Genomic DNA, 25,449 nt, shown 5'->3' on the forward strand with positions numbered 1-25,449 from the left:
GAGATGACCAAGATGGCACTATTATTTCCGGGGCAAGGATCTCAGTATGTAGGCATGGGACAGACTTTAAGCGATCAATATTCTGCTGCTGCCGAAATCTATGAAGAAGCAAATGATATTTTGGGATTTGATTTAAAGAAGTTGTCTTTTCAAGGTGATTCCGAGTTATTGATGCAAACTGAAAATGCACAGCCTGCATTGCTTGTAGCAGGCGTTGCTGCATTTACGGTATACCAACAGGAAATTGGATTGAAGCCCGCTATTGCTGCAGGCCACAGTCTTGGAGAATTTACTGCTCTTGTCTGCAGCGGTGCTCTATCATTTCAAGAAGGATTGAAACTTGTTCGCAAGCGAGGGTTGATAATGTCGGAGGCCTCTGTGAAAGGTAATGGAAGAATGGTTGCTGTTAAAGGCATAGATACTCTAGTTGTCGATGACGAATGTCGTAAAGTTTCTGATGAAAGCGGAGTAGTTGTAGTTGCTTGTTATAACTCCGACACTCAAAACGTTATTTCGGGTGATAGTCATAAAGTAGAACAAGTTATGAAAGAACTACAAAAAAGAGGTGCAACAATTGTGCCCCTTTCAGTAAGTGCTTCATTTCATAGTCCATTGATGCGTCAAGCCACAAAAGAGTGGGAAACCGAGTTGAAAAAATGCGGATTCAGCAAAACAAATTTCCCAGTAATTTCTAATGTGATTGCCCAACCTTATGAAGGCGAACATAGTTTCGTAGAACAGCTTAACAAACAGTTATTCCGACCCGTACGATGGAAAGAAACGATACAATATATGAAAACACAAGGGGTTACCGATGTCATTGAGTTTGGAGCAAAAAAAGTGCTCAACAATATTATGAGAGAACAAGCTCCACTAATTCAAGGTTATAACCTTGATACTAAAGAGGATATTCTAGTGATGTCTCAGACGTTGAAGGAAATTAATGAGGGAATCAGCAGGCGAACTCTTCTAGAAGCATGTATTACCTCGATGATCACAATAAAAAATTATAATACTAATTTGACTTCATTTCACGAAGACTTTATTCTTCCTTACCGCAAAATCAAGGAAACATTTCAAGAACTTCAAGCGCTTGATAAAGAACCTACAGCGGAGCAAATTCGAGAAGCCTTTGCTACACTTCGTAGTTCTGTTATAGCAAAGCAGTTGCCAGTGGAGGAGAGAGAACAATTATTTCTTCGTGTTTTGGAAAAAACCAAGGCATTTCAAGTGGAGTATGATTTAGCAAGTATGCTATCGGTTGATTACCTAGAACCTGTAGAGAGCATCTAACAAAGGAGTGAGGAAGATTTATGATGAATATTAACGATCTTGTGCTTGATGACATAATGTCTTCAAATATAGATACCGTAGATGAGGTGTCAGGTAACGAAATAGCGATTATTGGTATATCTGCTCGTTTTCCACAAGCTGATAATATAGATGTTTTCTGGAAGAACATACGTAATGGTGCAGATTGCATCGATGATTTCCCGGAATACAGAAAAAAAGATGCCCTCCAACACCTTAAATTTATTGGTCTAGAGGAGGAAATGGTTAATTTCGGGAAAGGCGCTTATCTAGAGGATGTTGATAAATTTGACTACAATTTTTTTCAATTGTCTCCAAAGGAAGCCAGTCTTATGAATCCGAATCAAAGATTGTTTCTAGAAACGGTATGGAAAGCAATGGAAGACTCGGGATATGGTGGAACTAAGCTTAAGGGAACGAAGACAGGTGTCTACTTAGGCTATGGTGCAACACCATTCACAGATACCATACATGATTACTCAAGATTTATTGCCGAAAATGATCCGTCATTGGTACCCATGGCGTTGCCCGGTAACCTTAATTCCATAATAGCAAGTCGAATTTCTTATTTAATGGATTTTAAGGGTCCGAGTATAACGATAGATACAGCATGCTCATCTTCCCTAGTTGCCGTCCATCTTGCTTGTCAAAGTATTCGAAATGGAGAATGCGATGTAGCGATTTCAGGAAGTGTCAAAGTTCATTTATATCCATTAGAGAGGGAGCATAAATTAGGGATTGAATCCTCAGACGCACGTGCAAAATCTTTTGATGACAGCTCAGACGGAACAGGTAGAGGAGAAGGGGTTGTTGCTATACTACTGAAGTCTTATAGCCATGCGGTAAGGGATGGTGACAAAATATACGCTGTGATTAAAGGAAGTGCTATTAACCAAGACGGTAATTCTATTGGAATTACAGCACCAAATGCAGCTGCTCAAGCAGAGGTTATTACCTCTGCTTGGGAGAACGCTGGTGTTAATCCGGAAACGATTGCATATATTGAGGCTCATGGAACGGGGACTACATTAGGAGACCCTGTTGAAGTTGATGGTATTGCACGGGCTTTCAGTCGATATACAGACAAAAAGCAATTCTGTGCCATCGGATCTTTAAAATCCAACATCGGACATTTGGATAATTGTTCAGGTATTGCGGGTCTAGTAAAAGCGATACTTGCATTACACCATAAAGAGATTCCTCCAACCGTGCACATTCAGTATCCTAACCGAAAGATTCCATTCGAGAATACTCCAGTTTATGTGAATAACGTGCGAAAGAATTGGGAGTATGAAGGATTTCCAAGAAGATGCGGAGTCAGTAGCTTCGGGTTAAGTGGAACCAATTGTCATGTAGTTTTGGAGGAAGCACCTAACGAAATATCGGAAGGTTACAGAGATGACAATCCTCAAGATGAGCAAATATTTACTTTGTCTGCCAAAAGCAAGGAATCTCTTATGCAACTTGTAGTTGAATATCATAGGTTTTTGGAGCTTTATCCAACAAATCATATAGAGGATATTTGCTACTCAGCCAATACTGGCAGAGGAAATTATACCCATCGTTTAGCACTAATCATATGTAACAAACTAGATTTAATGGAGAAGTTGGAAAGTATTCAGCATTACGGTATGCAACACTCCTATCAAGAAGGAGTGTTCTATGGGGAGAGCAGTTACATATTAGAGGAGATTACTATACCCGAAGCAGAACGTGATTACGTTGCTTATTGTAAGAAATATATTAATGGATCGAACATTCATTGGAACTCTTATTATAAGAAATCAAATGCTAGAAGAATTTCGGTCCCAACCTATACTTTCGAGAAAAAGCGTTGTTGGTATGAGGTAGGAAGAATTCCTAAGAAAATGAAAGCTGATAGAGAGCTTGAAGTAGTTGAGAAACAGTCTGGGGAAATTCGTTTACTAGGACGAAATAGCGATCAGTATTCAAAGTATGAGTGGGAAATAGCACAAATATGGGGAGATACTCTAGGGTTTGAAGAAGTTGGAGTTGATGATAACTTCTACGAGCTTGGAGGTGATTCAATTATTGCGACACGTATAGTCAATGCGATTAGCGAAGCATTCGGTATGAAATTAGAGGTAACAAGTCTATTAAGAAGTCCTACAATTAATGAGCTTGCTCAAACATTGAATGAGCTGAAGGAACAGTCACCAGTTGCGAGCATTGTTCCTGTGGAAAAGAAAGATTACTACCGTACATCGATTATTCAAAAACAAGTATTTGCTCAAGCTCAATATAATGGTATTGGAACATCTTTGAATATTCCGTTTTATTTGGTATTTGAAGGGAAGTTGGATTCCCATAAGGTGGAAGCGGCCTTCACTACACTTGTAAATCGTCATGATGCTTTACGTACATCTTTCGGTTTCGCAGAAGGTGATTTGGTTCAATATATCCATAATGAGGTAGATTTTGAGGTTAAAGAGCATTTAATCTCAACAATTTCAGTAGACTCAGTTGTAGAAGGATTAATTCAGCCATTTGACTTAAGTCAAGCACCTTTATGCAGAATACAATTGCTCCATCGTTCGGATGGAAAAGATGTGTTGTTTGTGGATATGCATCATATTATCTCAGACGGAATCTCTTGTGACATTCTTATTAAGCAATTCAGGAGTTTGTATGAAGGACATCAGCTGGATGATCCAGGGATTGATTATAAGGACTATAGTGAATGGCAACCTCAATATTTGTCAACAATCAGAATGGAAAAGCAGAAGGAATATTGGAGAGGAATTTTAAGTGGAGATATCTCCAAAATAACAATGCCTCAGGATTATCCACGCAAGGAAGAGCGGGGTTTTCAAGGCTTAACTACGGAATTTAAGATAGAAAAGGATAGAGCAGATAAGCTGATGCAATTTGCCAAAGAACTGAATGTGACAATGAATTCACTCATGTTCAGTGTATATAGCCTACTTCTTTACGAATATAGTCAGCAAGAAGATATCATTGTCGGTACGATCGTATCTGGTAGATCTCATTATCAACTAGAGAATATAATCGGCGCTTTCGTTAACCTTCTGCCTGTTCGTAACTCAATTCATGCGGAAAGTACAGTAATAGAATTTATTCGTGCTTCCAATGAAGCAATACTTGGAGCTTACGAGAATCAGGATTTTCCTTATACAAGTATGCTTGAAATATGCGATTATAAGTATGATCGTTCCCGTAACCCGTTGTTTGATACAACACTTATTTATCATAATGAGTATAATTCTGATAAGCTTCAATCGGCAGATGGGATTTCTTATACCGTTCATTCTTTAACAACCCAGACGTCTAAGCTGGACATAAAAATGGATATTTTTGCGGATAAAAGTGAAGGTATGTTGTGTCTCTTAGAATATAATTCAGGTTTGTTCAAGCAAGAAACGGTGAAATCTTTTATTAAACATTTCAATAAATTGTTAGATGAGATGATAGTTTCAGAGAACGAGAAAATTAGTGATCTCCGAGTGCTGACTGGAATTGAAAAAGAAGACCTCAATGCAAAGCGAATGCTTGCATACCCAACAACGAATGAGTTGAATCTGGTAGTAACTGCTACATTCACCTCGGAACCGCTTTTGGATTCTATCCTTTGGTGGAATAATGAGTTTGAATTGGGGCTGAACCTACAATTTTCACCTTACAATCAGGTCTTCATGGAGCTTCTAGAACCATCCAGTTTGTTATCTAGCAATAATGGTGTAAATGTTCTATTAGTACGCTTTGAGGATTGGATTCGCGATGATCAATCATCTGATGATCAAAGTAAATGTGACAAGCTAAAAAGAAACTTTCATGATTTGGTCTCCATGTTGGAAAGTAAGCCAAAACAAGTCCCATATTATGTTGGAGTGTTTCCTGTTTCGATTCATTTATCTTTAAGTAAACGTGTCCAAGAATGCATCGAGGAACTTAATGAAAAATGGAAAAAACGTCTTAATGAGATGAACAACGTCTATATGATAGACTTTTACAAGCTTGGCGAACAATATGCTATAGGGCAACTATTCGATCCAGTCAAAGATAAGGAAGGACATGCTCCATTTACTGATGAGGCTTATGCAGCAATGGGAACTTTGATTTCCCGACATTTGGCTACCTCGAAGAGACGAGAGTTCAAGGTAATTGTACTAGACTGCGATAACACTCTTTGGAAAGGAATATGCGGTGAGGATGGTGCAATTGGCGTACACATAAATGAATCATATCGGGCATTACAGCGTTTTATGATTGAGCGGCTTAATGAGGGAATGATGCTTGTCCTAAGCAGTAAAAACAATGAACAGGATGTCTGGGATGTATTCGAGAACAATCCTGACATGCTACTTAAAAAGGAACATATTATTCATTGGAAAATTAATTGGCAAGCAAAATCTGTAAACATAAGGAAAATGGCTGAGGAGCTGAATCTTGGTTTAGATAGTTTTATCTTTATTGATGATAATTTTGCTGAATGCTCCGAGGTCATGACGCATTGTCCAGAGGTTCTAACACTGCATTTACCAGATCAAGAGGAGCAGATTCCAGTTTATCTTAAGCATGTGTGGGCCTTTGATAAAACAAGTGTTACAGATGAAGATCGTAAACGAACAGAGATGTATCGTTCCGAAAAGCTAAGAAAGGATAGTCAACATGAGGTCTCATCTTTAACAGAATTTTTGAAGGGTCTTGAGTTAAAGGTATCTTTGAAACAAGCTGATGTCTCCCATATCAAACGGATTGCTCAGCTAACTCAGCGGACGAACCAGTTTAACATGAGCTCCAAACGGTTTACTGAAGAAGAAGTAAGCAATATTCTAATTCAGGAACAGACGATAGGTTTGAAAGTGGAGGTTTCTGATCGTTTCGGTGACTATGGTCTTGTAGGAACTGTTTTCGCAAAGGAACAATCTTCCAAGTTGGTTATTGATGCCTTCCTATTAAGCTGCCGAGTATTAGGGCGAAGTGTGGAGGAAAGTATACTTGTCGGATTGGGCAATTACTGTAGAGAACGAGAGCTTAAAGAACTTGAAGTGAAGTATTATCCTACAGAAAAAAACGAGCCATTTTTGGCATTTCTTATAAGTAATGGCTGGGAGTTAATAAAAGAAAATGTGGACAATAAGCTATATCGATTGAAGGTTGCCCATATTCCATCAGCTATTGATGTTATCCATATATATTGGAATGAAGAAATACCTGCTCCACTAGATGATATTTCGCTAATTACTGAGTATATAGCCGATAAAGACCTTGTTTCAGGTGGATTTCAGGTAGCAACGTCTCCCATTCATACGACTGATACTAAGCTAGGAACGTGGAGTGTTAACGTTGTTAACGAAGATCAATTGATTCACCGAAAATATTATTCTCCATTGATGCATACAACGGGTGAAAGTATTACTAAGTTGCTTAAGCCGAATAATGAGCGAATTGATTTGAATCCATCAAGTTATTTTGCTCCAAGGAATCAAGCAGAGGAGAAAATTGCGCTGATTTGGCAAGAGGTACTAGGAATTGAGAAAATAGGAATCTATGAAAAGTTTTTTGATCTAGGGGGTACATCTCTAGAAGGAATTCAAGTCATATCAAGGATGGCAATGGATTTTGATGCTCACTTAAATGATATTTTTAATCACGATACGATTGCTGCACTTGCAGAAAATATCCCTATGAAACAAGATCACATGCTGTCCCAGTTTAAGAAGATGGAGACACTCGCGAGTACTTCCCTTGCTTATGATGTCGAGCAAGATGAAGATATAAAAGCCAAGCTTACGGAATACATTAATTTCATGGACAATTATGATCAAATAAATGTGACAGAAATTAAACCGTATAAGAACATTCTTCTGACAGGTGCAACTGGATACTTAGGCTCGCATCTGCTTTATGATCTTCTTCTGAAGGGGTCTGCAAATATTTACCTGATTGTTCGAGCGACAACCCATAAAGAAGCAGAAAAACGCATAAAAGAAACATTGGAATTCTATTTTCAAGAGAGTGTCTATGACCGATATAAGAACCGTCTTCACATCTGTCTTGGAGATTTATCCAAACCATTAATCGGTTTGGATAAATCTGAATACGAGCAGTTAGCTTTGCAGATTGATTGTATAATTAACTCTGCAGCTAATGTGAGTCATTATGGTAAATATGAGGATTCATACGAGGGCAACGTGAAAGTAACAAACACTTTGCTTGAACTTGCATTCAGTGGTGCTGAGATCGATTTTCATCATATTTCTACTCCACTAGTTGCTCATGGTAAAATAGACGGTATTCAGAACTTCTTATTCACAGAAAACGATCATGATGTGGGTCAACGTGATGAAAATGTATATGCACGAAGTAAGTTTGAAGCAGAAAAGCTGATCGTCGAAGCGAGAAAACGTGGACTAAACTGCAATATTTACAGAGTAGGAAATCTCATTTATAATACAAATACTGGCAAATTCCAAAAAAACATCGAAGATAATGCTTTTTATACAATTATTAAGTCATTTGTTAAGATCAACATGATTCCGGCTTTAGATACCAAAGGACTTGATTTCTCCTTTGTAAACTATGTGAGCAATGCAATTACTCTCTTATTTAACAAGAAAAACCTTGTGAATGAGACCTATCATGTGTATAACTTTAATCGTATTAGTAGCAGAACTTTGGGTGAATTAATGCAGCAGGCCGGTTGCCCTGACATCCTTATTCTGGACATTATTGAATTTAATAATAATGCTATTAAGAGCTTTAAGGATCCTGAAATGCAAGAGCATGTTCTAAATATTCTTGTGCATGCTGCGATTATGGGTAATCTTAATGACACGAACTTCCATACGCGTAGCGATAAAACTAATTACATTTTAGAGATGCTTGGTTTTAATTGGGTAGAGATTAATCATTCACATATTAAAAACATGTTGGATTACTCCAGAGAAGTTAAGTTTATCTAGAACTTCCTCTGAAATGAAGGAGATTGGTATGAATATTATCATTATTGGAACGGGAGTTATTGGGACTTTATACGGATATATCTTTTCCAAGGCTGGGCATAAGATTACACATTACATTCGCCCAGGTAAGCTAGACAGCTTGAAGAATGGCATTAAGCTGGAACTATTAGATGGTAGAGTTAAGAAGAAGCCTGTGGATGTTCAGGATCATTATATGCCAAACGTTGTAGATCAATTGGATGACTTAGATAGGTTTGATCTTGTCATCGTATGTGTTAGACATTATCAAATGGAATCCGTATTACCTTTATTGGAACAGGGCAATAGAAAAACAAATATCATGTTCTTCCACCACTCGTGGAAAGATATAGCGGATATGAACACCAGTATACAACTGGACAAATGCTTATGGGGATTTCCTGGTGCTGGTGGTGGATTTGATCCTGAGGATCGAAATAAGTTAAAAGGTGTACTCATGCACCAGATTCACTTGGGAGCGGGAGATGGTAACAATAGCTCTAGCCTCCAAGACGTAGCGAAAATGTTTCGTCAAGCGGGTGTTAATGTTCAACTTCACAGTAATATGCAGCAATGGTTGTGGAAACATTTTGCGCTGAATGCCGGTTTAAGTAGTGCCATGCTGAAAGCAGGCGGCCCGGTGTCTTTTATAAACAATATTCGTAGCATTCGTGAAGGAGTACTGGCGGCCCGTGAAGCGTTTGAGGTATGTAAAATTCGTGGTGTAAATGTAAAAGCATTTCCCGATGCAAAAGCTCTATATTTACCTTCGTGGGTAGTTGCATTCTCCTTTTGGCTTATGCTAAAAGGAGATAAAGCCCAAAGAAAAATCTTTGAATTGTTTGACGGGGAAGAGGAAGTAAAGCAAATATATAGTGACGTGCTGGAAACGGCACATTTTCATCAAATACCGATGCCTCTCTTTAAGAGAATGGAACCCTATATTAATCGTAAATAAATAAAGAATGTTAAACGGAAATAGAGAAGGTGTTTTCCCTCTTATGGTAGACAGAAAACTGGTACCTATATATTGGACACTTTGAAAAAAGTGTTTAGCGTATGGGTACCTTTTTGAATGAAAGAATCAAAGTGAAATAAAAGAAAGGCGATATTTCGTTTCAATTTGAACGAAATATCGCCTTTTTGATATAAAACAAATCTTTAACAAATACAGAAGACAGATAGAGTGTCTATTAAGAGGATAGACAAGACATAAGCTCACACTGAATATCAGTTAGGAATTTCTCTACTACTTCTTTACTTACTGAGGGTTCATAATAGCTTATGCACATCGTTAATTTACTTCGGTATGAACCGAAAGAATAGATTAGTCCCGGTGCATGAGCAGCTGGTGATACAATATAGAGGTCAGCAACAGTGACATTTCCGAATGCTAACGAATCATCTGCAATAATACCCAAATTGGAGAATAGCGGAGAAGTTTTACCGCTTAGGACAGCCTTTTGTCTTGCATTTTGCAGAAATGGAACAACGTCATTGTAGTTCATACTTCTCAACATTTCCATTGCCATAGCATTATGTATCCCTGGAGTCCCTTTCTTATATCGATTCATTTGCTCAGCAATACGTATAAGTGTTGAATGGAATGTTTCATTTTCTACTCGTGGGAATTGAATGTTAATTGCCCCTGACATATTACAAATCGTATCCGCTGCTTTCATAGGCAGATATCGGCGCAAATCGCAGGTAACTGTAATCTCCATTGGTTCGCCAGCAGGTGGAGCAACTAATTTGAACATTACACGATAGAAAGCAGTTAACATCATATCATTCAATGTAACTTTGTTTGATTTAGAATACGCATATAGCTCAATAAAGATATCCTTATTAATTCGGTTTAATGAGGTATGTAGAGTTTCTTGTATATTTCCTTTATAAGGAAACGACCAAGTTGGCTTAGATGTTGCTAATTGAGGTTCCCAAGCTTTTCGATAATCGGTAATCCCAAGGTTTTTAAATACCTCCATCGCATCACGTTTTATAGATTGATTGGAAGAAGGAATAAAGTTAGGGTCGTCTAACAAACTATTGTAAATCTGGATAAGTAGCCGTAAAAAGTCCTTTACCCCAGCAGCATCAGTACAGGAATGGTTTAACTTAACGACTAAAATATCACTTTGATTGGGTGTATGGATAAGTAGGGCGTGTAATTGTTGATCTTGTTTCATAGGATAGTTAAGGTAATGATTTAGGGATTCTCCTCTATTATCTGATGCTTCAATTTGAAGCCATTCCATATCATCTGGGTTTTCATGCCGTTTCCAATAAGGATTTTGGGGGTGATCAACAAATTGACAGCTGAGGATAGGTTCAGCATCTATAGATAACCTGATGGCTCGCTCAAGATTTTTCCTATTTAGTTCTCCCTCAAATTCTAATACAACACTGATCTGAGTGTCTGATGAATGATATCCAGCAATATGATTCGCCCAATCCTGACCGCTGGTAGTGATTTCATCAATAACGTTCGATTCATTATTTATTAATTTAAACATAAACCAGTTCTCTCCTTATTGTATATCTACTTTAGTATCACGTTAACCTATCTAAAACAAATGAAAAGATATCTGTACACAGTCAATAATATTGCTAATAATAGTAATAGATACAATATATTACTATATATACAAATATATTCTTTTAGCCTCTGATAGTCAAGATTTATTTTGATATAAATGACTAGACTCAGAGGAGTAAAATATCGATCAATCCTGTCAGGAGAGTATTAAATGAGCTGCTGATCTAGGTGTTCAGATTATCAAGTAGGCTGCGCAATACAAAGAACAATGATGAAAAATCATTCATAGCCGTTATGAATGATGTAAGTTAGTTTATTATATACTGAAAATGCGTGAGTTCGATTTACAGAAACTCACGCATTTATATAACAGTAAGAGATCATCTGTTTATTGCAAAGAAGCTTAATTTCATAGGGGTAACAGTGTATTCTCTCGATAAACCAAACAGATTTACAATATGTTCATCATTGCGATCTGAAGAATTTGGTTCAGACAGATTACACTTCAATAATAATTGGTAATATCATCGGTATTCTTCTTGTTTCTGCGTATAAAATTTACCAATAGAATTTCTAATATTATTTTTTAATTGAGACCATTTCCAATTATCACCTGATCTTTGTAGTTTTTCAAATTCAACCATAGCTAATTTACTATCTACATTCAACAGATCTTCCGATTCTTTTACGTATACAAATCCTCTAGTAATGACTTCCGTGACCTGACACATGCATGCCAGTTACAGATCCACTTCCATGAATGATATCTGCTCCTAGCATATATAAATGATTGAGCGTACTAGCTACACTTCTTTCATTACCAGGAATAGGGGATGAAGCAAATATAACAGTATCTCCCTCTTCGATTGCGATGAAAGGATGTGTTGAGCTAGCTAATCTCGAGAGGGCCGCTAATGGTTCCCCTTGACTGCCAGTTCATAAAACTGTAATGCGTTCCCTAGGGAGGTTATCAGCTTCTTTGGCATCGATAATCATGTCTTCAGGAACGTTTAAGTAGCCTAACTCCATGGCAACTCTGCCATCTGGAGTGTCGATAACAATACCAAGACAGTCTGGAATACTATGGTTAGTCCGGAAAAAAGAAAGGTTCAGACTACCGAGCTCTAACTGTGAATCTCCATTAATTTCAAGTAATTCTGTTTGATTTAGATGATGTTCTTTAAGTTTTCCTTTGATGAGACCCAAAGTTAATCGAGATCCGTAAACTTACATATTCAATTGCTTGAGTATGTAAGGGATAGCTCCAATATGGTCCTCATGGCCATGCGTCACAATCATTGCTCGTATCGATTCTTTATGATCTAATAAGTAGGGAATATCAGGGATGATAAGATCCACCCCTAGCAAACTTTCGTCGGAATCTTAGAACCGCAATCGATAATTACAATATCTTCATCATATTGAATGACATACATATTTTTACCTATTTCGAATAAGCCACCTAACGCAAAGACTGATAATCCTTTCTTGATCGGATTCGAATTAGTCATGTTCATCAAAAGACCTCCAATGCTTTTTTTGAATGTATTAAGTGAAGCTAAGTAGTTGTAACTATTTCAGCATTAGTGTAATTAACAGAATGTCTTGAGAGCGTCCAAGAAGCATATGTATATGTTTCAATTATAATGTTTGTTACATGAAAGAAAATATACATTAAAATACGGCTCAAAACCAAAATCAATAAAATCCACAAATAACGGTTTCTGTGTCCGTTCGGGTGAAGCTTGTATCTCGTCGAGATCCGATGAGTCTAGCGACATTGGTTTTGGAGATTTGAGAACTTTAGAAAAGTTTGAAGATTACTTGACCTCTAGCTACTTCCTTGTATGCTTCCCAGAGGACGCTCATTTAGTCGGGGCATACCCAGTGAGTATTGATAAATTGGGATTTTTGTATACTGTTCGACATGGGAATGTGCGAAAATTATATAAATTAGTAGAATTTTAGAAGGATTTCATATCATCTTGTCGAAATTACTGGAAAGAGTTGTTTGACTATGTTAGTCGATAATAACTTCAATTAGTTACTAATATTAGGGGGAATATAATTGAATCCAATCTTTACTCATACACAGTACGTCGTAAGAAAGAAAATATTAACTGTACTAGGAGCTAAGTTTCATATCTATGATAATAATGAACAGTTAGTCATGTTTTCTCAGATGAAAGCTTTCAAGTTGAAAGAGGATATTCGCTTGTATAGTGATGAATCGATGCAACAAGAACTGATAACAATTCAAGCTCGTACTGCGATTGATTTCTCTGCAACTTATGATGTAGTAGATGCTGTTACAGGAGAAAATCTTGGTTCTCTTCGTCGTAAAGGTATGAAGTCTATTTTGAAAGATGAATGGATCATACTCAATTCTAATGAACAAGAAGTTGGTCTCATTAAGGAAGATAGCGCAGTATTAGCATTGCTTAGAAGATTTCTAACAAATCTAGTTCCACAAAAATTTCATGGTGAAATAGATGGAAGAACAGTTGTAGAATTCCAACAAAACTTCAATCCTATGGTTAGTAAATTAAATGTAGACTTCTCAGCTAATACAAACAAACAATTAGACCCTCGCTTAGGTCTAGCGGCAGCTGTATTATTACTCGCTATTGAAGGAAGCCAAAGCTAGATAGGGGGAAGATATTATTTTTGAGATTGATTGTGGGGACGTAATTTTACGAGAATTCATAGTTACTGATTTAGATAAGTTTCACGAACTTACTTGGCAATCCGAGATATATGAATATTTACCAGGTTGGAACGTATCAAAAGAACAAAGGGAAGAGTGGTTTATTAACTACGAAATTCCGGAGAATAAACAGTTTTTGAATGCTGTCTCGAATGGTGAAGACATTGATGAACTCAGGCTTCGATTGGGAATTATTTTGAAAGAGACAAGTGAGCTTATCGGCTGGTGCTGTACAGGCATAAAAGATGAATTGCCACCACCAAATCGAGAGATCATGTATGCAGTATCAAAAGATCATAGAGGAAGAGGTTATACAACCCAAGCTACAAGAGGGTTAGTTAACTATTTATTGGGAAATACGGACGTTGAGGTGCTTAATGCTATTGCTCTAATAAGTAATTTAGCGTCGAATAGAGTAATACAAAAATGCGGATTTAACTTTGAAAGTGTTATTGAGATTGATAGTGAAAGCTATAATTACTACAAACTTTATAAAGAGAATTAAACATCGAAGAGGTGCTGTTCAATTTAGAACAGACTATTCTTAGAGATTAATCATCGTAAAAAGGAATGTCTAGCAGTCATACTCTGGTGAGTTGAATGCTAGACATTCCTTTTGTTGTAACTTTTGTTGTTTCATGTATTAGATATGAAAGATGAGTGGATCAACTATACGCTAGGTAATCCTTTTTTCAACATCTCTAGGCGATATACATATTCAAAGATGAATTCAAAAGATTCAAGATGACGTTTCGCTTCAAAAGCGTTAGCTCCCCAAGCGTACACGCCATGTTTGCGGAGATAAATACCTGGCACTTTTGGATCCAAATTCTCAGTAATTTCAGGGACAATAGAAGGGACATGAAGAAAATTATTCACGATTGGAATTTCCAACTGATATTCTTCTTCCCAAATGTTTAACCCTTTAATCAATTCCACTCCATCAACAGGAATAGAACGACGATGCCAATAATACTCGGAAATAACAGCTCCGAAGACGGAGTGAATATGGAAGATTGCACCTGCACCTGTTTTGCGATAGATTTCAGTATGAATCACAGTTTCAGCAGATGGTTTCAAATTGGTAGCTTCACATGGAACAGCATCTTGATCGACAAATAAGAAGTCTTCGGAAGTATTGACATATTTGTCTTTACCACTTGCTGTTATTCCAAAATTGAATTTTTCTGGCGTATATTCTCCGATACGGATCGACAGATTACCCGCCGTGCCTGGGAACCAATTACGTGCTGCGAATGCTTCTTTTACTTCGCGCAATTTCATTAATACTTCTTGTTTTTCATGCAATGGAATTTGATCAAAATTCATAGTTAACATTATCCTTTCTGCTTCATCGCTTCTATGATATCAAAGAAGGTTTGAAATTCAGTGTGTGCTATACCAAGCTCGTTACATTTTTCAGTAAGATGTGATCTTGAGTATACTTTATCAGCTATTTTTGCACCTTCAAAATCAGTCACGCTATCGCCAATAATAATACGTTCGTATTGCTTCGTACTGAATTTACGCATAATTGTCGGCTTACACATGCCACAGCTATTGTGACAGTGCTCATCACAAGGGTGAGGCCATAAAATTTCAATTTGCTCACCAGTAAAATCACTTTTATTGCAGTATATATGATCTTCTGGAATACCGAAAGATTTAAGTAATGGATATACGAAGAAATCAATACCACCGCTTGTTACATAGAAATCAATATTGCTATCTTTACAGAATTGCACAAATTCAGTAAAGCCATCACGAATGATCGCATTTTGAATTCCAAATTCAATAACTTCTTTTTCCATGGAAGCGGGAAGGAGGCGGAACAGTGAACCGACACCTTCTTGAATAGAAATTTCTGTAGAAATAACTTTCTTAACTAATTGTTCCCAGCCAGCAGGCTCGAAATGTTTAATGATTGCAATAATATTGTCATTTTCTGTAATTGTACCGTCGAAATCACAAAATACAATTTGTTTCTTAGCTGTCGTCATTATTGTTTGATCCCCCATGCTTCTATCGCTATGCGTAGCTCTTCATGATTGGACTGCAATGCAGCCTCGCGCAAATCAATGCCGTTCATCGTTGCTTGAATCGCTTGATGGAATGCTCGTCCGCCTGCAGCAGTACCCATCGCATGACCATGAATACCACCACCTGCATTGACAACAACATCGATGCCAAAGTCCTTTAATATAAGCGGTACAATTCCAGGATGAATACCGGCTGACGGTACAGGGAAGCTAGTTTTCAAGTGATGCATATCATTAAGCAGTACTTCTTTAATAGCTAGATTTTCTTCCTTCGGCATAACAACTGAACCATATGGAGAAGGGAAGAGAACGAGATCAGCACCTGCTAAGCGATTAAGCTTCCCTAGTAATACTGCAGCACTTATTCCGTAATGTGGAGATGGATACATTGCTCCTGCCATGGCGGGATGAGAGGCAATTGGTACATTAATATCGGGATCACTGCTTAGTTCATGTAACACATCATAGCCATATGCTAATGTATTGAATAATAATGCATTTGCCCCTGCATTAATTGCTTTTTTCGCTTGTGAAGCAAGCTTACTTGTTGGTCCAGTCAAATTAACAGCATAAAGTAGCTTCTGACCAGTCATTTGCTCCGCTTGACGAGCAGCGTCCATACAAGCCTCAACACGCTTCTCAATTGGTGTTAATGGATTTTCGAATAAAATTTCATCATCTTTAATAAGATCAACGCCGCCCAAAGCTTGCTCATAAAATTGCTCACGAAGTGTTGCTAAGTCATGACCAACAACAGATTTGAAAATACTCATCAGTAATGGACGATCATGCACGCCAAGCAAATTACGAATACCTTCTATGCCAAATTTCGGACCAGGGAACGCTGAAGCAAATTGCTGCGACACGTCTAGATCGATTAATTTGATGCGACCATCCATTGATAATTTACCAAAAATCGTAACAAGTAGAGCAGGGATATCACGACTGAAATTAATATCAGGATAAGCAATTTTAATATCGGCATAACGTTCACCAGCTACCGCATTTGCAGGCTCATGAACATCGATAGAAAGTACTTTACCAAGATGCTTTTCCATAGAAGCTTTATTCGCTTCGGGTAGATCAGTCCAGCTACCTACAGTTAGTCCAATGGCAATAGAATTTGCTTTTTTATTAAAATCAGCATTATCGTCATATGAACGATAAGTGGCAATACACATACTCATATTAGATGTCCTCCTCGATGCTTTTACCAATTTCTTGAGCACGCTGGGCACAACGGTTCATGCCAGCAATAATGGTTGCTTCCAAATGACCTTCTGCCATCGTTTCAAGTGCAGCTTGAGTTGTACCATTAGGAGACGATACTTTACGACGCAAGTCAGCAGGAGCTTCTCCAGTAGTATCAACCATTGATGCTGCACCAAGTGCAGTTTGCACGACAAGGAGTTTGGCTTGCTCAGCAGAAAGACCAGCTTGCTGGGCACCTTTCATCATTGCTTCCATTACATAGTAAAAGTAAGCAGGTCCACTGCCGGATACACTTGTTACTGCATCCTGTAAATGCTCCTCGATAACGACATGTAGACCTACAGATTCAAACATCGTTTCCGTCATAAAGCGTTGCTCTTCGCAAACAGATGCGGAATAGCTAATTCCTGTTGCTCCGAGTCCAATTGTACTTGAAGTATTCGGCATCGTACGTACGATAGCCATATCACTACCTAATAATGACTCGATAGCAGTAATAGACAGGCCAGCAATGACTGAAATGATTAATTGATTTGGAGAGAGAAAAGGCTTTAATGCACGAATCGCTTCAACGGCATCTTTCGGCTTCATCGCCAGAATTATAATATTTGCTGCTTGCAAATATTGCTCATTGCTCTTACCTTGCAGTGCAGTTTGCACGCCATATTGTAAATGCAATTGGTGCTGTCGCTCTTTGTTGGAACGATTAAGCATAGATATTTGCTTGAACGGAACTAACTCTTGATTAAGTAGTCCTCTAGCAATCGCCTCAGCCATTGAACCCGCTCCATAAAAGCAAATATGCTGATTAGAAATAGCGCTTGTTTCATGATAGTTGTCGTGTGTCATCGCATTTTTCCTCCTAGAACTTTTCATGTGCTAATGGAGTAACTTCTCGAAATTGAAAAGTTACTTCGTAAGCAGTATCTAACTTTTCATCTATATTATGGACGAATTTGTCCATTTCCTTGAACAATATATTTGGTACTAGTTAAGGCAGGTAAGCCCATTGGGCCACGAGCATGTAGCTTCTGAGTGCTTATTCCGATCTCAGCACCAAAGCCGAACTCAAATCCATCGGTAAAGCGAGTGGAGGCATTATGATATACAGCCGCAGCATCGATACTTTGTAAGAAGAGCGCCGCGTTGTCATTGTTTTCTGTAACAATACATTCAGAATGCATCGTCCCATATGTGGAAATATGAGCAATTGCTTCGTGAACATCCTTCACTATACGTACATTTAAAATGTAGTCATTATACTCCGTTGCGAAGTCTGCTTCAGTTGCAGCAACGATACTGCTTAGTAATAAATGTGCGTCTTTACAGCCACGAATTTCAACATTAGCTTCAGTTAAAGGAGCAAGTAATTGTGCAAGATGCTTTTGTGCAAATTGTTCATGCACAAGCAAAGTTTCCATTGCATTACATACTGATGGACGTTGTGCCTTCGCATTTAAAGCAATTTGTGCCGCCATTTCTAATTGTGCCGTTGCATCCACGAATGTATGGCATATACCAGCACCCGTTTCAATAACTGGAACCGAAGCATTTTCCACAACTGTACGAATTAAGGAAGCACCGCCACGAGGAATTACAACATCAAGCAATCCATTAGCTTTCAGCATTTCATTCACGGAAGCACGATCAGAATCTTCGATTAATTGAATAGCATCAGCTGGGACATCCGTTGAAGTAAGCGCGTTACGCATAACTTCGACAATTTTACGATTGGATTGAAGTGCGGCAGAACCACCACGCAATACTACCGTATTCCCTGTTTTCAGGCAAAGACCGGTTGCATCAACCGTTACATTAGGACGAGCTTCATAGATCATACCAATAACGCCAAGTGGAACACGGATTTGTGTAACCTGTAATCCATTAGGACGAGAGAATTGCGAAAGTTGTTGACCAACAGGATCTTCAAGCTCAACGACCTGCTTCAAGCCCTCAGCGATTGCCACTACGCGTTCTTCATTCAATGCTAATCTGTCCAACAGTGATTCACTCGTACCATTTTTTCTGCCATATTCAATATCAAGCGCGTTAGCTGCAATGATAGCAGCACTTTGCTCGACTAGAGCATCAGCCATAGCAAGCAAAGCGTTATTTTTTTGTAAAGTAGACAGATTGTTCATTACAGCAGCAGCTTGCTTAGCAAGCAATGCCTTAGTTTTCACTTCCGAAATATTCGTCATAATAAACCCTCCTGAAATTTCATATTAAGTTCAAAATATTCAAAATCGTTACATGTCTTCAACGAAGAAGATACATAAAGCAAGAAAACAATGAAACGAAACCCAGCAACGTGTACGGCACGAGTACACAAGCGGTCAAATGTGTAGCACGAAGCTTAAAATGAAAGTTTAAAAAGCGGGCTTTCAGAATCGAGCAGGTGAAGCGCTACTTGAGAAAGGCGGAAGCGCAAGTGTACATGTTTGGTACACGCGAACCGTACTTTCCAAGTTCGCTTCAGATGCGATGTCGAATAAGCTACGTCAGAACACTCATCATTATCAAAGTCCGCTTTTTGAACTACCTTATAGGGTGATCCATTCATCTCTGTGGATTACTTCTAAGCGCTGCACATCCACTCGCCTCTCAACTTCATCAGAGGACAGTCCTGCGGCAGCTTGTAGCTGCCATGTTGCATAATTAACGACACCACGACCAATAATTGCACCTTGATTGTCGATAACTTCAACAACATCACCAGGAGAGAAATCTCCCGACACTTGAACAACTCCGGCAGGTAATAAACTTTTATGTCTTTCAATAAGTGCTGTTACAGCACCTTGATCAATTGTAATTGTACCAACAGGAATAGAGTGGAAGCCAAGCCATTGTTTTTTCATCGGCAAAGACGTTTCCTCCGTATCGAAGTAAGTACCTCGACCACTCCCGGATACTGCGGAAGGTAATTCCCCTACATATTGTACACGCCCGATGAATGTAGTTACGCCACCGCGCATGGCAATCCGAGCCGCTTCGATTTTTGAACGCATCCCGCCAGTTCCAACAGCGCTACCAGCACCACCGGCAATCGCAAGAATATCATCAGATATTTCAGCGACACGCTCGATTTTTGTAGCATCAGGATCTTTACGTGGATCAGCAGTATATAAGCCATCCATATCTGTAATAATAGCCAGCTTATTAGCTTTTGTCATCGTAGCTACAAGAGCAGATAGATGATCATTATCACCGAATTTCAAGACGATTTCAGCTGTAGAAACTGTATCATTTTCATTAATGATCGGAATAATACGTTGAGCTAATAATTCTTCAATCGTCATCAAGGCATTGCTAATTCGTTTGCGATTAGAGAAATCATAGCGAGTCAACAATATTTGCGCTGCAACGATATCATATTGTGAGAACGCTTCTTGATAAGCTTGCATTAATAATGCTTGACCTACCGCAGCGGCGGCTTGTTTTTGATGAACCATTTTAGGACGGGCTTCGTAGCCAATTTCACGGTAGCCAGCAGCAACCGCACCAGAAGTTACGAGAATAACATCATTTCCTTGTTTATATAATTCAGCAAGCTCAGCAGCGAAAAATTGAATATTTTGTTTATGTAGTCCGCCCTCATCAGATGTAAGGGAGCTACTACCGATTTTCACGACAATTCGTTCCATATCTACCATCCTAGCTTAAAGTAGTGAAAATGAGAAAACCTCTATCGAGGCTATCCTCGAAAAATGAAAAATTGTATTGTGGTAATAAAAAAGACCTCCGTCCTAAATAAAGGACGAAAGTCGTTAACTTCCGCGGTACCACCTTAGTTGACACAAATATAGTGTCCAGCTTAAGCCTTATAACAGAGGCGCTGTCCGATAGTTATCGGCCGCTCGGAGATAGGTTTCAGTAGTTTGCTAACAATAAATTCTTTCAGCCAATGGAATTTACTCTCTGATACAGCATTTTCTACTTACTGGTCCCGTCAACACGTTACTATGTAATTGTTAATAGAATATCATGAAACGGCTGTAACTGTAAAGAAAACAAGCCATCTCCGAGTAATCCCGAAGAAAGCAGAGTCTTGAACGCAAGCAGCATTTCGTACAAAAAATGTATGACACCCACAGATCCTCGAAGGGAAACAATCAGGGAAGGAAGCAGGAAGCAAACGCGCCTCGTTCGCTAGCGAGCGACAGCCCCAGATCTTCGAAGGGAAGCGATGGAGAAATTAGATTCCCTCAGATAATTGCTCGTTAGCGATGCCAGTAATATAAAATAAAAGTTTAAAATATGGGATTTCAGAATCGAGAAGATGGAGCGAATTTTCGGAAGGAGGAAGCGCCAGTGTACGAAATATGTACACGCGGCCCGGACTTCCCAAATTCGCTTCATATTCGATGTCGAATAAGCTACAATGCATCACATCGTTATCAAAGTCCATATTTTAAACTATCCTCTCGTGATCACGTGCGATCGAAGAGGTTCAGTTTGCCTATGCGATAGATGGCCTCTTGCAACCTCTCCTCTGACGTAAGGAGCCCAAGTCTTACATAGCCTTCGCCTGATGTGCCGAAGCCATGTCCAGGTGCAACGACTACAGCAGCTTCTTCCAATAAAAGATCAGCAAACGATGCAGATGTATGACCTGCTGGAACAGGTAGCCAGCAGAAGAACGAGCCAGTAGGCTTCGCAGCCTTCCAACCAATTTCATCAAGTGCAGTGAATAGAGCATCACGACGACGTTCATATGTAGCAGTTAATTGTTCAACACAATCTTGCGAACTAGTTAAAGCAACAGCAGCAGCTTCTTGGATGCCACCGAACAAAGAGCAATAATAGTGATCTTGTATTAAATTAATTTGTTCAATAATTTGCGCATTGCCTAGTGCAAAACCAACACGCCAGCCTGCCATATTATAGCTTTTCGATAATGTATAGAACTCGATGCCGACATCTTTAGCTCCTTCAGATTGTAGGAAGCTAGTTGGCTTTTTCCCATCAAATCCGATCGTGCCATAGGCAAAGTCACTTGTAACGATAATATTATGTTTGCGAGCGTAGGCGATAGCTTCATCGTAGAAGGCGCCATCGGCAGTTGCACCTGTAGGATTATTCGGATAATTTAAAAACATTAGCTTAGCTTTGTCGGCAATAGCAGGGTCGATTGCAGCAAAGTCAGGTAAGTATTCATTACGTTCAAGTAGTGGCATAAAGTGCATACTAGCTCCTGCCAAAGCTACGCCAGACCAATAATCTGGATAACCAGGATCAGGAACAAGACAAATATCATCAGGATTCAGGAAGCACTGACTAATTTCTACTAAGCCCGTCTTGCCGCCAAATAAAATAGCAACTTCTGTCTGAGGATCAAGATCAACGTCATAATCTTCTTTGTAACGTGTTACAATCGCTTCCTTTAAAAAGCTATAGCCACTGAACGGCGGATATTTATGATACTGCGGATTTGCAGCGGCTTGCTGAAGAGAACTCACAATATGTGGGGGTGTCGGCTGATCTGGATTGCCTTGACCTAAATTAATAACATCTTTACCTAGTGCAATTTGTTTGTTAGCTTTCGCAACAAGTGTAGAAAAAAATTGAGTGGGTAAGCCAGTCATTCTCGTTGCCGGCTCGATTTGAATTGTTTGCTTTGTTGTCATTATCTCTTCACCATCCATAATTCGAAATTACTTGTCAAATTTACAATAGAACTAATGTAGCATGAATGGCGAGAGAAATGAAGTAGAATGCGGAAAAATCCTAGTTTGTTAATCGGGAATAGATAAATATTGAATAAATGGTTTTACATCATTATGGATGTGGAAGATGTAAGGTTTCTTGGCTTCATCAAAAATGAGTAGCATCGGTTCCTTGTCATCATAGTAGAACAGAAAAACTTCGCCTACATTAAGTTTTGTAGTGCCAACTTGAAGTGTTGCAACTGGCTGAACCGGTACACGTACAATGTACTTTGCTTTTAAGTCTGGTGAAATTTCAGGAGCTAACCCTGTAATGCCTGATAACCATTGATGGGCATTTTTTTGGAAATATTCATTGTTGGCTGTTGTTTGGACGACTTCGCCCTTTTTTACGTCGAATACTTGAACTTCATTGACGCGCTCACTTTGTTCTGTAATGATCAATTGTGCAGGTAATGATAAATCTTCACCAATCGTTGCTGCTTGAGCGGCGACTTCATAATGATTAGGAGCACTGTAGGTATAGTCAGTAGGGATCAAAAATGTAAAACAACAACATAATGCAAGTGACAATATTGAAACTATTTTCATCGTTCAATCTCCTTCTTTCATAAATATGCAACGGCGAGTTTAGTTTACCCATCTTGACATGTATCCATGACAGGGTATGATTAGGAAAAGATTCACAAACAAGAAACTAATGAAAAGATTAGTTGATGCTTTCGATGTTACTTTTCATTAAGAAGTAGCGAATCGAGAAGTAAATGAAAAGTTGTAGGAGGAAACAACATGAGTCAGACGCTGAAATTCGCTATCATTCAAATGCATGTTGAGGCTGGAAATGTAGAAGCGAACACTATGAAATTAAAAAATATGCTACATCAGGCAGTATCAACTGATAATAAACCTGATGTTATTTTATTCCCGGAAATGTGGAATACAGGCTACGCATTAACAGAAATTACAACATTAGCTGATCCTAACGGAACAGCAACGAAATTATGGCTATCCCAATTTGCAGCGGAGCATCAAATCAATATTGTAGCGGGATCCATAGCTGAAGCGAAAGAAAATGGCGTGTACAATACGATTTATGCGTTCGATCGCAAAGGCGAAGTGATTAGTGATTATTCTAAGCTTCATCTGTTCCGACTTATGGAGGAAGAAAAATATTTGCAAGCCGGAAATAAGCTTGGTCAGTTGAAAATTGATGAGATTGATGCCGGGATGATGATTTGCTACGATATCCGTTTCCCTGAATTATTCCGTCGTCTGGCATTAGGTGGAGCAAAGGTCATGTTTGTACCTGCACAATGGCCAAACCCTCGTCTACATCATTGGAGAACATTGCTGATGGCTAGAGCAATTGAGAACCAAATGTATGTCATTGCTTGTAATCGAATGGGGACGAGTGGAGAAAGCACATTCTTCGGTCATTCTATCGTAATCGACCCTTGGGGTGAAATTGTAGCTGAAGCAGGCGATGAAGAAACGATATTAACTGGGGAGATTGATATGAGCGTAGTTGATAAAGTACGCTCAACGATACCAGTGTTCAAAGACCGCCGCCCAGAGCAATATTAAATTGATCAACAACTATAAATAGGATTGAGTTTTCTACCAATGTAGAGCTCAATCCTTTTTGCTATGCCATTCGATAATAACAACATCCCATTTATGAGCCATAAGATAACCCTCCCATTTTGTTATTTCATAACTTAAGACGACGATGGGGGATATTTTTGCCAAAATTAAACCATAAAAACTTTAGTGAGTAATGTCGCCTAACTAACTTCGCCGCAACATTCTTGCACTTGGGATCGTCAGAAGCTTTAGCCAAAAAAAAGCGGAGGGGATCCTTTTAGTAAAGATACCGTATATTTGGTATTTGGAAGCGTTCAGGAAGAAAAGCTTCAGATGAATTTGTGTGGGCGAACGGGACCTTGGGACAATGCGAGAGAAACGCCGATGAAGGATTCAGGCATCAAGTCTATTAAACCTGGATCATCAATGGAAGGCGCGATAATGGAGTTAATTAAGCCTGAATCATCAATGGATGCGGAGCAATCTGAACAACAGTTGCCGTATGCCATTTTGGCGACTATAGTTGCCATCGCTGTTGCCCTTCTGTTGCTAGTCATGGTTTTGATAAGAAGCAAAAGGAAGCGGCGATGAATTTCTGGTAAAAGAAATCAGCCTCAATTATTGAGCTAAGTGGAAGGGGACATTTTATGAGGGCAGGGATAGCGGAGGATTCATTTGTTTGGGGAATATTTGTAGCTGACAGTTCAAAGCCATTCCCTAATTTCTTTCCAGTTGGACTATATACAACACGCGAATTAGCAATTAACCAAATTGAAACCATGCCCAGAGATAATAATTATCAGCTACTTCGGATGCCAATAAATAAAGATTTTTCGTATTATCATAAAAAGAACGGAAAGTTAGTTGGAATGGATACTATTCATCAAGAACATTTTCATTATAAAGACGAGTCAAATTAATTAATGATTAAGCTCCCATGGAAGAACTCATTAACTTCTATCATCTGTGGTGCGGCGCATGTATGGCTAACGGGTACGTTAGTTGAATGACAACAGCGGCAGTCTAAGGCTTTATTCTTTATTTATCAAGTTTTGGTCTGCAGCTGCTCCTTTTAATTGATCAGTCTAATACTATATAGTTACCAAACAATCGATAGTGTATGGTAACTGTATAAAATAGTCAGTATAGAACAAATTTAAAATTCCATTAAACCTAATATTTGCTATAATATGATTAAGTTAAATGACTAATGTGTATGGTTCATTTATAACCTAGTTTATAGTTAAATTACGAAGTTCATAAATATGACGTTATGTGAAATCACAGTAAAAAGTTAGCATTTCAAGGAGGATAATATGAAGACCATCATCTATATGGTTAGACACGCTGAATCACTATACACCGAAGGAACAGAAATAACTAGAGGACTCACCATTAAGGGCTTGGGTGATGTTGAAAAAGTTAC

General features: G+C 38.6%; 18 protein-coding genes and 1 pseudogene. 8 read left to right on the forward strand and 11 right to left on the reverse strand.

The window, feature by feature from the left end; translation table 11 throughout:
• Positions 1-3: 3 nt before the first annotated feature.
• From fabD to AC1TPB_RS23125, 3 genes are read left to right on the forward strand one after another with little or no spacing between them, the layout of a single operon-like run.
• Positions 4-1,293, forward strand: a complete 1,290-nt coding sequence (fabD, locus tag AC1TPB_RS23115; protein WP_482078644.1) for an ACP S-malonyltransferase — start codon at positions 4-6, stop codon at positions 1,291-1,293.
• 20 nt (positions 1,294-1,313) lie between these two features.
• A complete protein-coding gene (locus AC1TPB_RS23120) occupies positions 1,314-8,258 on the forward strand; it encodes an HAD-IIIC family phosphatase (protein ID WP_482078645.1) in 6,945 nt (2,314 codons plus the stop codon).
• A 28-nt stretch (positions 8,259-8,286) separates the two neighbouring features.
• A complete protein-coding gene (locus tag AC1TPB_RS23125) occupies positions 8,287-9,234 on the forward strand; it encodes a ketopantoate reductase family protein (RefSeq protein ID WP_482078646.1) in 948 nt (315 codons plus the stop codon).
• Between the two features lie 235 nt (positions 9,235-9,469).
• Here AC1TPB_RS23125 and AC1TPB_RS23130 read toward each other — a convergent pair whose 3' ends face one another.
• The 3 genes and pseudogenes from AC1TPB_RS23130 to AC1TPB_RS23140 all read right to left on the reverse strand — a co-directional run.
• Positions 9,470-10,792, reverse strand: coding sequence for a condensation domain-containing protein (locus AC1TPB_RS23130; protein ID WP_482078647.1), 1,323 nt, complete (start codon positions 10,790-10,792; stop codon positions 9,470-9,472).
• Positions 10,793-11,339: 547 nt separating this feature from the next.
• Entirely contained in the window at positions 11,340-11,546 is a 207-nt protein-coding gene (locus AC1TPB_RS23135; protein WP_482078648.1) for a hypothetical protein, read from the reverse strand.
• A pseudogene (locus AC1TPB_RS23140) lies at positions 11,530-12,332 on the reverse strand (ribonuclease J); the annotation flags it as partial. The gene AC1TPB_RS23135 and the pseudogene AC1TPB_RS23140, both read right to left, overlap by 17 nt.
• A 551-nt stretch (positions 12,333-12,883) precedes the next feature.
• Between AC1TPB_RS23140 and AC1TPB_RS23145 the strand changes: the two are divergent.
• Positions 12,884-13,462, forward strand: a complete 579-nt coding sequence (locus AC1TPB_RS23145) for an LURP-one-related family protein (RefSeq protein WP_482063627.1) — start codon at positions 12,884-12,886, stop codon at positions 13,460-13,462.
• 13 nt (positions 13,463-13,475) lie between these two features.
• The gene (locus AC1TPB_RS23150; RefSeq protein WP_482078660.1) at positions 13,476-14,027 is read left to right on the forward strand and encodes a GNAT family N-acetyltransferase; all 552 of its coding nucleotides are present in this window, start codon (positions 13,476-13,478) and stop codon (positions 14,025-14,027) included.
• Positions 14,028-14,191: 164 nt separating this feature from the next.
• Here AC1TPB_RS23150 and mtnB read toward each other — a convergent pair whose 3' ends face one another.
• From mtnB to AC1TPB_RS23190, 8 genes are all read right to left on the reverse strand, one after another.
• Complete coding sequence (gene mtnB / locus AC1TPB_RS23155) at positions 14,192-14,851, reverse strand: methylthioribulose 1-phosphate dehydratase (RefSeq protein WP_482078649.1); 660 nt, start codon at positions 14,849-14,851, stop codon at positions 14,192-14,194.
• Between the two features lie 8 nt (positions 14,852-14,859).
• Positions 14,860-15,522, reverse strand: coding sequence for a 2-hydroxy-3-keto-5-methylthiopentenyl-1-phosphate phosphatase (locus AC1TPB_RS23160; RefSeq protein WP_482078661.1), 663 nt, complete (start codon positions 15,520-15,522; stop codon positions 14,860-14,862).
• Positions 15,522-16,748, reverse strand: coding sequence for a 2,3-diketo-5-methylthiopentyl-1-phosphate enolase (locus tag AC1TPB_RS23165; protein ID WP_482078650.1), 1,227 nt, complete (start codon positions 16,746-16,748; stop codon positions 15,522-15,524). Before AC1TPB_RS23165 ends, AC1TPB_RS23160 begins: the two co-directional genes overlap by 1 nt.
• Before the next feature lies 1 nt (position 16,749).
• Positions 16,750-17,622 carry a pyrroline-5-carboxylate reductase gene (gene proC / locus AC1TPB_RS23170; protein ID WP_482078651.1) on the reverse strand — a complete coding sequence of 291 codons (873 nt, stop codon included), beginning with the start codon at positions 17,620-17,622 and terminating at the stop codon, positions 16,750-16,752.
• A 95-nt stretch (positions 17,623-17,717) separates the two neighbouring features.
• Positions 17,718-18,974, reverse strand: a complete 1,257-nt coding sequence (locus tag AC1TPB_RS23175; protein WP_482078652.1) for a glutamate-5-semialdehyde dehydrogenase — start codon at positions 18,972-18,974, stop codon at positions 17,718-17,720.
• Between the two features lie 342 nt (positions 18,975-19,316).
• Positions 19,317-20,417, reverse strand: coding sequence for a glutamate 5-kinase (gene proB / locus AC1TPB_RS23180; RefSeq protein ID WP_482078653.1), 1,101 nt, complete (start codon positions 20,415-20,417; stop codon positions 19,317-19,319).
• A gap of 786 nt (positions 20,418-21,203) precedes the next feature.
• Positions 21,204-22,400 (reverse strand): aminotransferase class I/II-fold pyridoxal phosphate-dependent enzyme, encoded by a 1,197-nt coding sequence (locus AC1TPB_RS23185; protein ID WP_482078654.1) that lies wholly within the window; start codon positions 22,398-22,400, stop codon positions 21,204-21,206.
• A gap of 108 nt (positions 22,401-22,508) precedes the next feature.
• A complete protein-coding gene (locus AC1TPB_RS23190; protein WP_482078655.1) occupies positions 22,509-23,030 on the reverse strand; it encodes a hypothetical protein in 522 nt (173 codons plus the stop codon).
• Between the two features lie 198 nt (positions 23,031-23,228).
• Between AC1TPB_RS23190 and AC1TPB_RS23195 the strand changes: the two genes are divergently transcribed.
• The 3 genes from AC1TPB_RS23195 (at position 23,229) to AC1TPB_RS23205 (ending at position 24,943) form a co-directional block, all read left to right on the forward strand.
• Positions 23,229-24,023, forward strand: a complete 795-nt coding sequence (locus AC1TPB_RS23195) for a carbon-nitrogen family hydrolase (protein WP_482078656.1) — start codon at positions 23,229-23,231, stop codon at positions 24,021-24,023.
• A gap of 333 nt (positions 24,024-24,356) precedes the next feature.
• On the forward strand, positions 24,357-24,614 hold the full coding sequence (locus tag AC1TPB_RS23200) for a hypothetical protein (RefSeq protein WP_482078657.1): 258 nt from the start codon (positions 24,357-24,359) through the stop codon (positions 24,612-24,614).
• 56 nt (positions 24,615-24,670) lie between these two features.
• Positions 24,671-24,943, forward strand: a complete 273-nt coding sequence (locus AC1TPB_RS23205; protein ID WP_482078658.1) for a hypothetical protein — start codon at positions 24,671-24,673, stop codon at positions 24,941-24,943.
• Positions 24,944-25,449 lie beyond the last annotated feature (506 nt).

The organism is Paenibacillus sp. Y951 (genome assembly GCF_056786395.1).

Bases quoted from the DNA above. Each gene is read 5' to 3' on its own strand.
- fabD (WP_482078644.1), top strand. From the start codon at position 4: ATGACCAAGATGGCACTATTATTTCCGGGGCAAGGATCTCAGTATGTA.
- AC1TPB_RS23120 (WP_482078645.1), top strand. From the start codon at position 1,314: ATGATGAATATTAACGATCTTGTGCTTGATGACATAATGTCTTCAAAT.
- AC1TPB_RS23125 (WP_482078646.1), top strand. From the start codon at position 8,287: ATGAATATTATCATTATTGGAACGGGAGTTATTGGGACTTTATACGGA.
- AC1TPB_RS23130 (WP_482078647.1), bottom strand. From the start codon at position 10,792: ATGTTTAAATTAATAAATAATGAATCGAACGTTATTGATGAAATCACT.
- AC1TPB_RS23135 (WP_482078648.1), bottom strand. From the start codon at position 11,546: ATGTGTCAGGTCACGGAAGTCATTACTAGAGGATTTGTATACGTAAAA.
- mtnB (WP_482078649.1), bottom strand. From the start codon at position 14,851: ATGAATTTTGATCAAATTCCATTGCATGAAAAACAAGAAGTATTAATG.
- AC1TPB_RS23160 (WP_482078661.1), bottom strand. From the start codon at position 15,522: ATGACGACAGCTAAGAAACAAATTGTATTTTGTGATTTCGACGGTACA.
- AC1TPB_RS23165 (WP_482078650.1), bottom strand. From the start codon at position 16,748: ATGAGTATGTGTATTGCCACTTATCGTTCATATGACGATAATGCTGAT.
- proC (WP_482078651.1), bottom strand. From the start codon at position 17,622: ATGACACACGACAACTATCATGAAACAAGCGCTATTTCTAATCAGCAT.
- AC1TPB_RS23175 (WP_482078652.1), bottom strand. From the start codon at position 18,974: ATGACGAATATTTCGGAAGTGAAAACTAAGGCATTGCTTGCTAAGCAA.
- proB (WP_482078653.1), bottom strand. From the start codon at position 20,417: ATGGAACGAATTGTCGTGAAAATCGGTAGTAGCTCCCTTACATCTGAT.
- AC1TPB_RS23185 (WP_482078654.1), bottom strand. From the start codon at position 22,400: ATGACAACAAAGCAAACAATTCAAATCGAGCCGGCAACGAGAATGACT.
- AC1TPB_RS23190 (WP_482078655.1), bottom strand. From the start codon at position 23,030: ATGAAAATAGTTTCAATATTGTCACTTGCATTATGTTGTTGTTTTACA.
- AC1TPB_RS23195 (WP_482078656.1), top strand. From the start codon at position 23,229: ATGAGTCAGACGCTGAAATTCGCTATCATTCAAATGCATGTTGAGGCT.
- AC1TPB_RS23200 (WP_482078657.1), top strand. From the start codon at position 24,357: ATGAATTTGTGTGGGCGAACGGGACCTTGGGACAATGCGAGAGAAACG.
- AC1TPB_RS23205 (WP_482078658.1), top strand. From the start codon at position 24,671: ATGAGGGCAGGGATAGCGGAGGATTCATTTGTTTGGGGAATATTTGTA.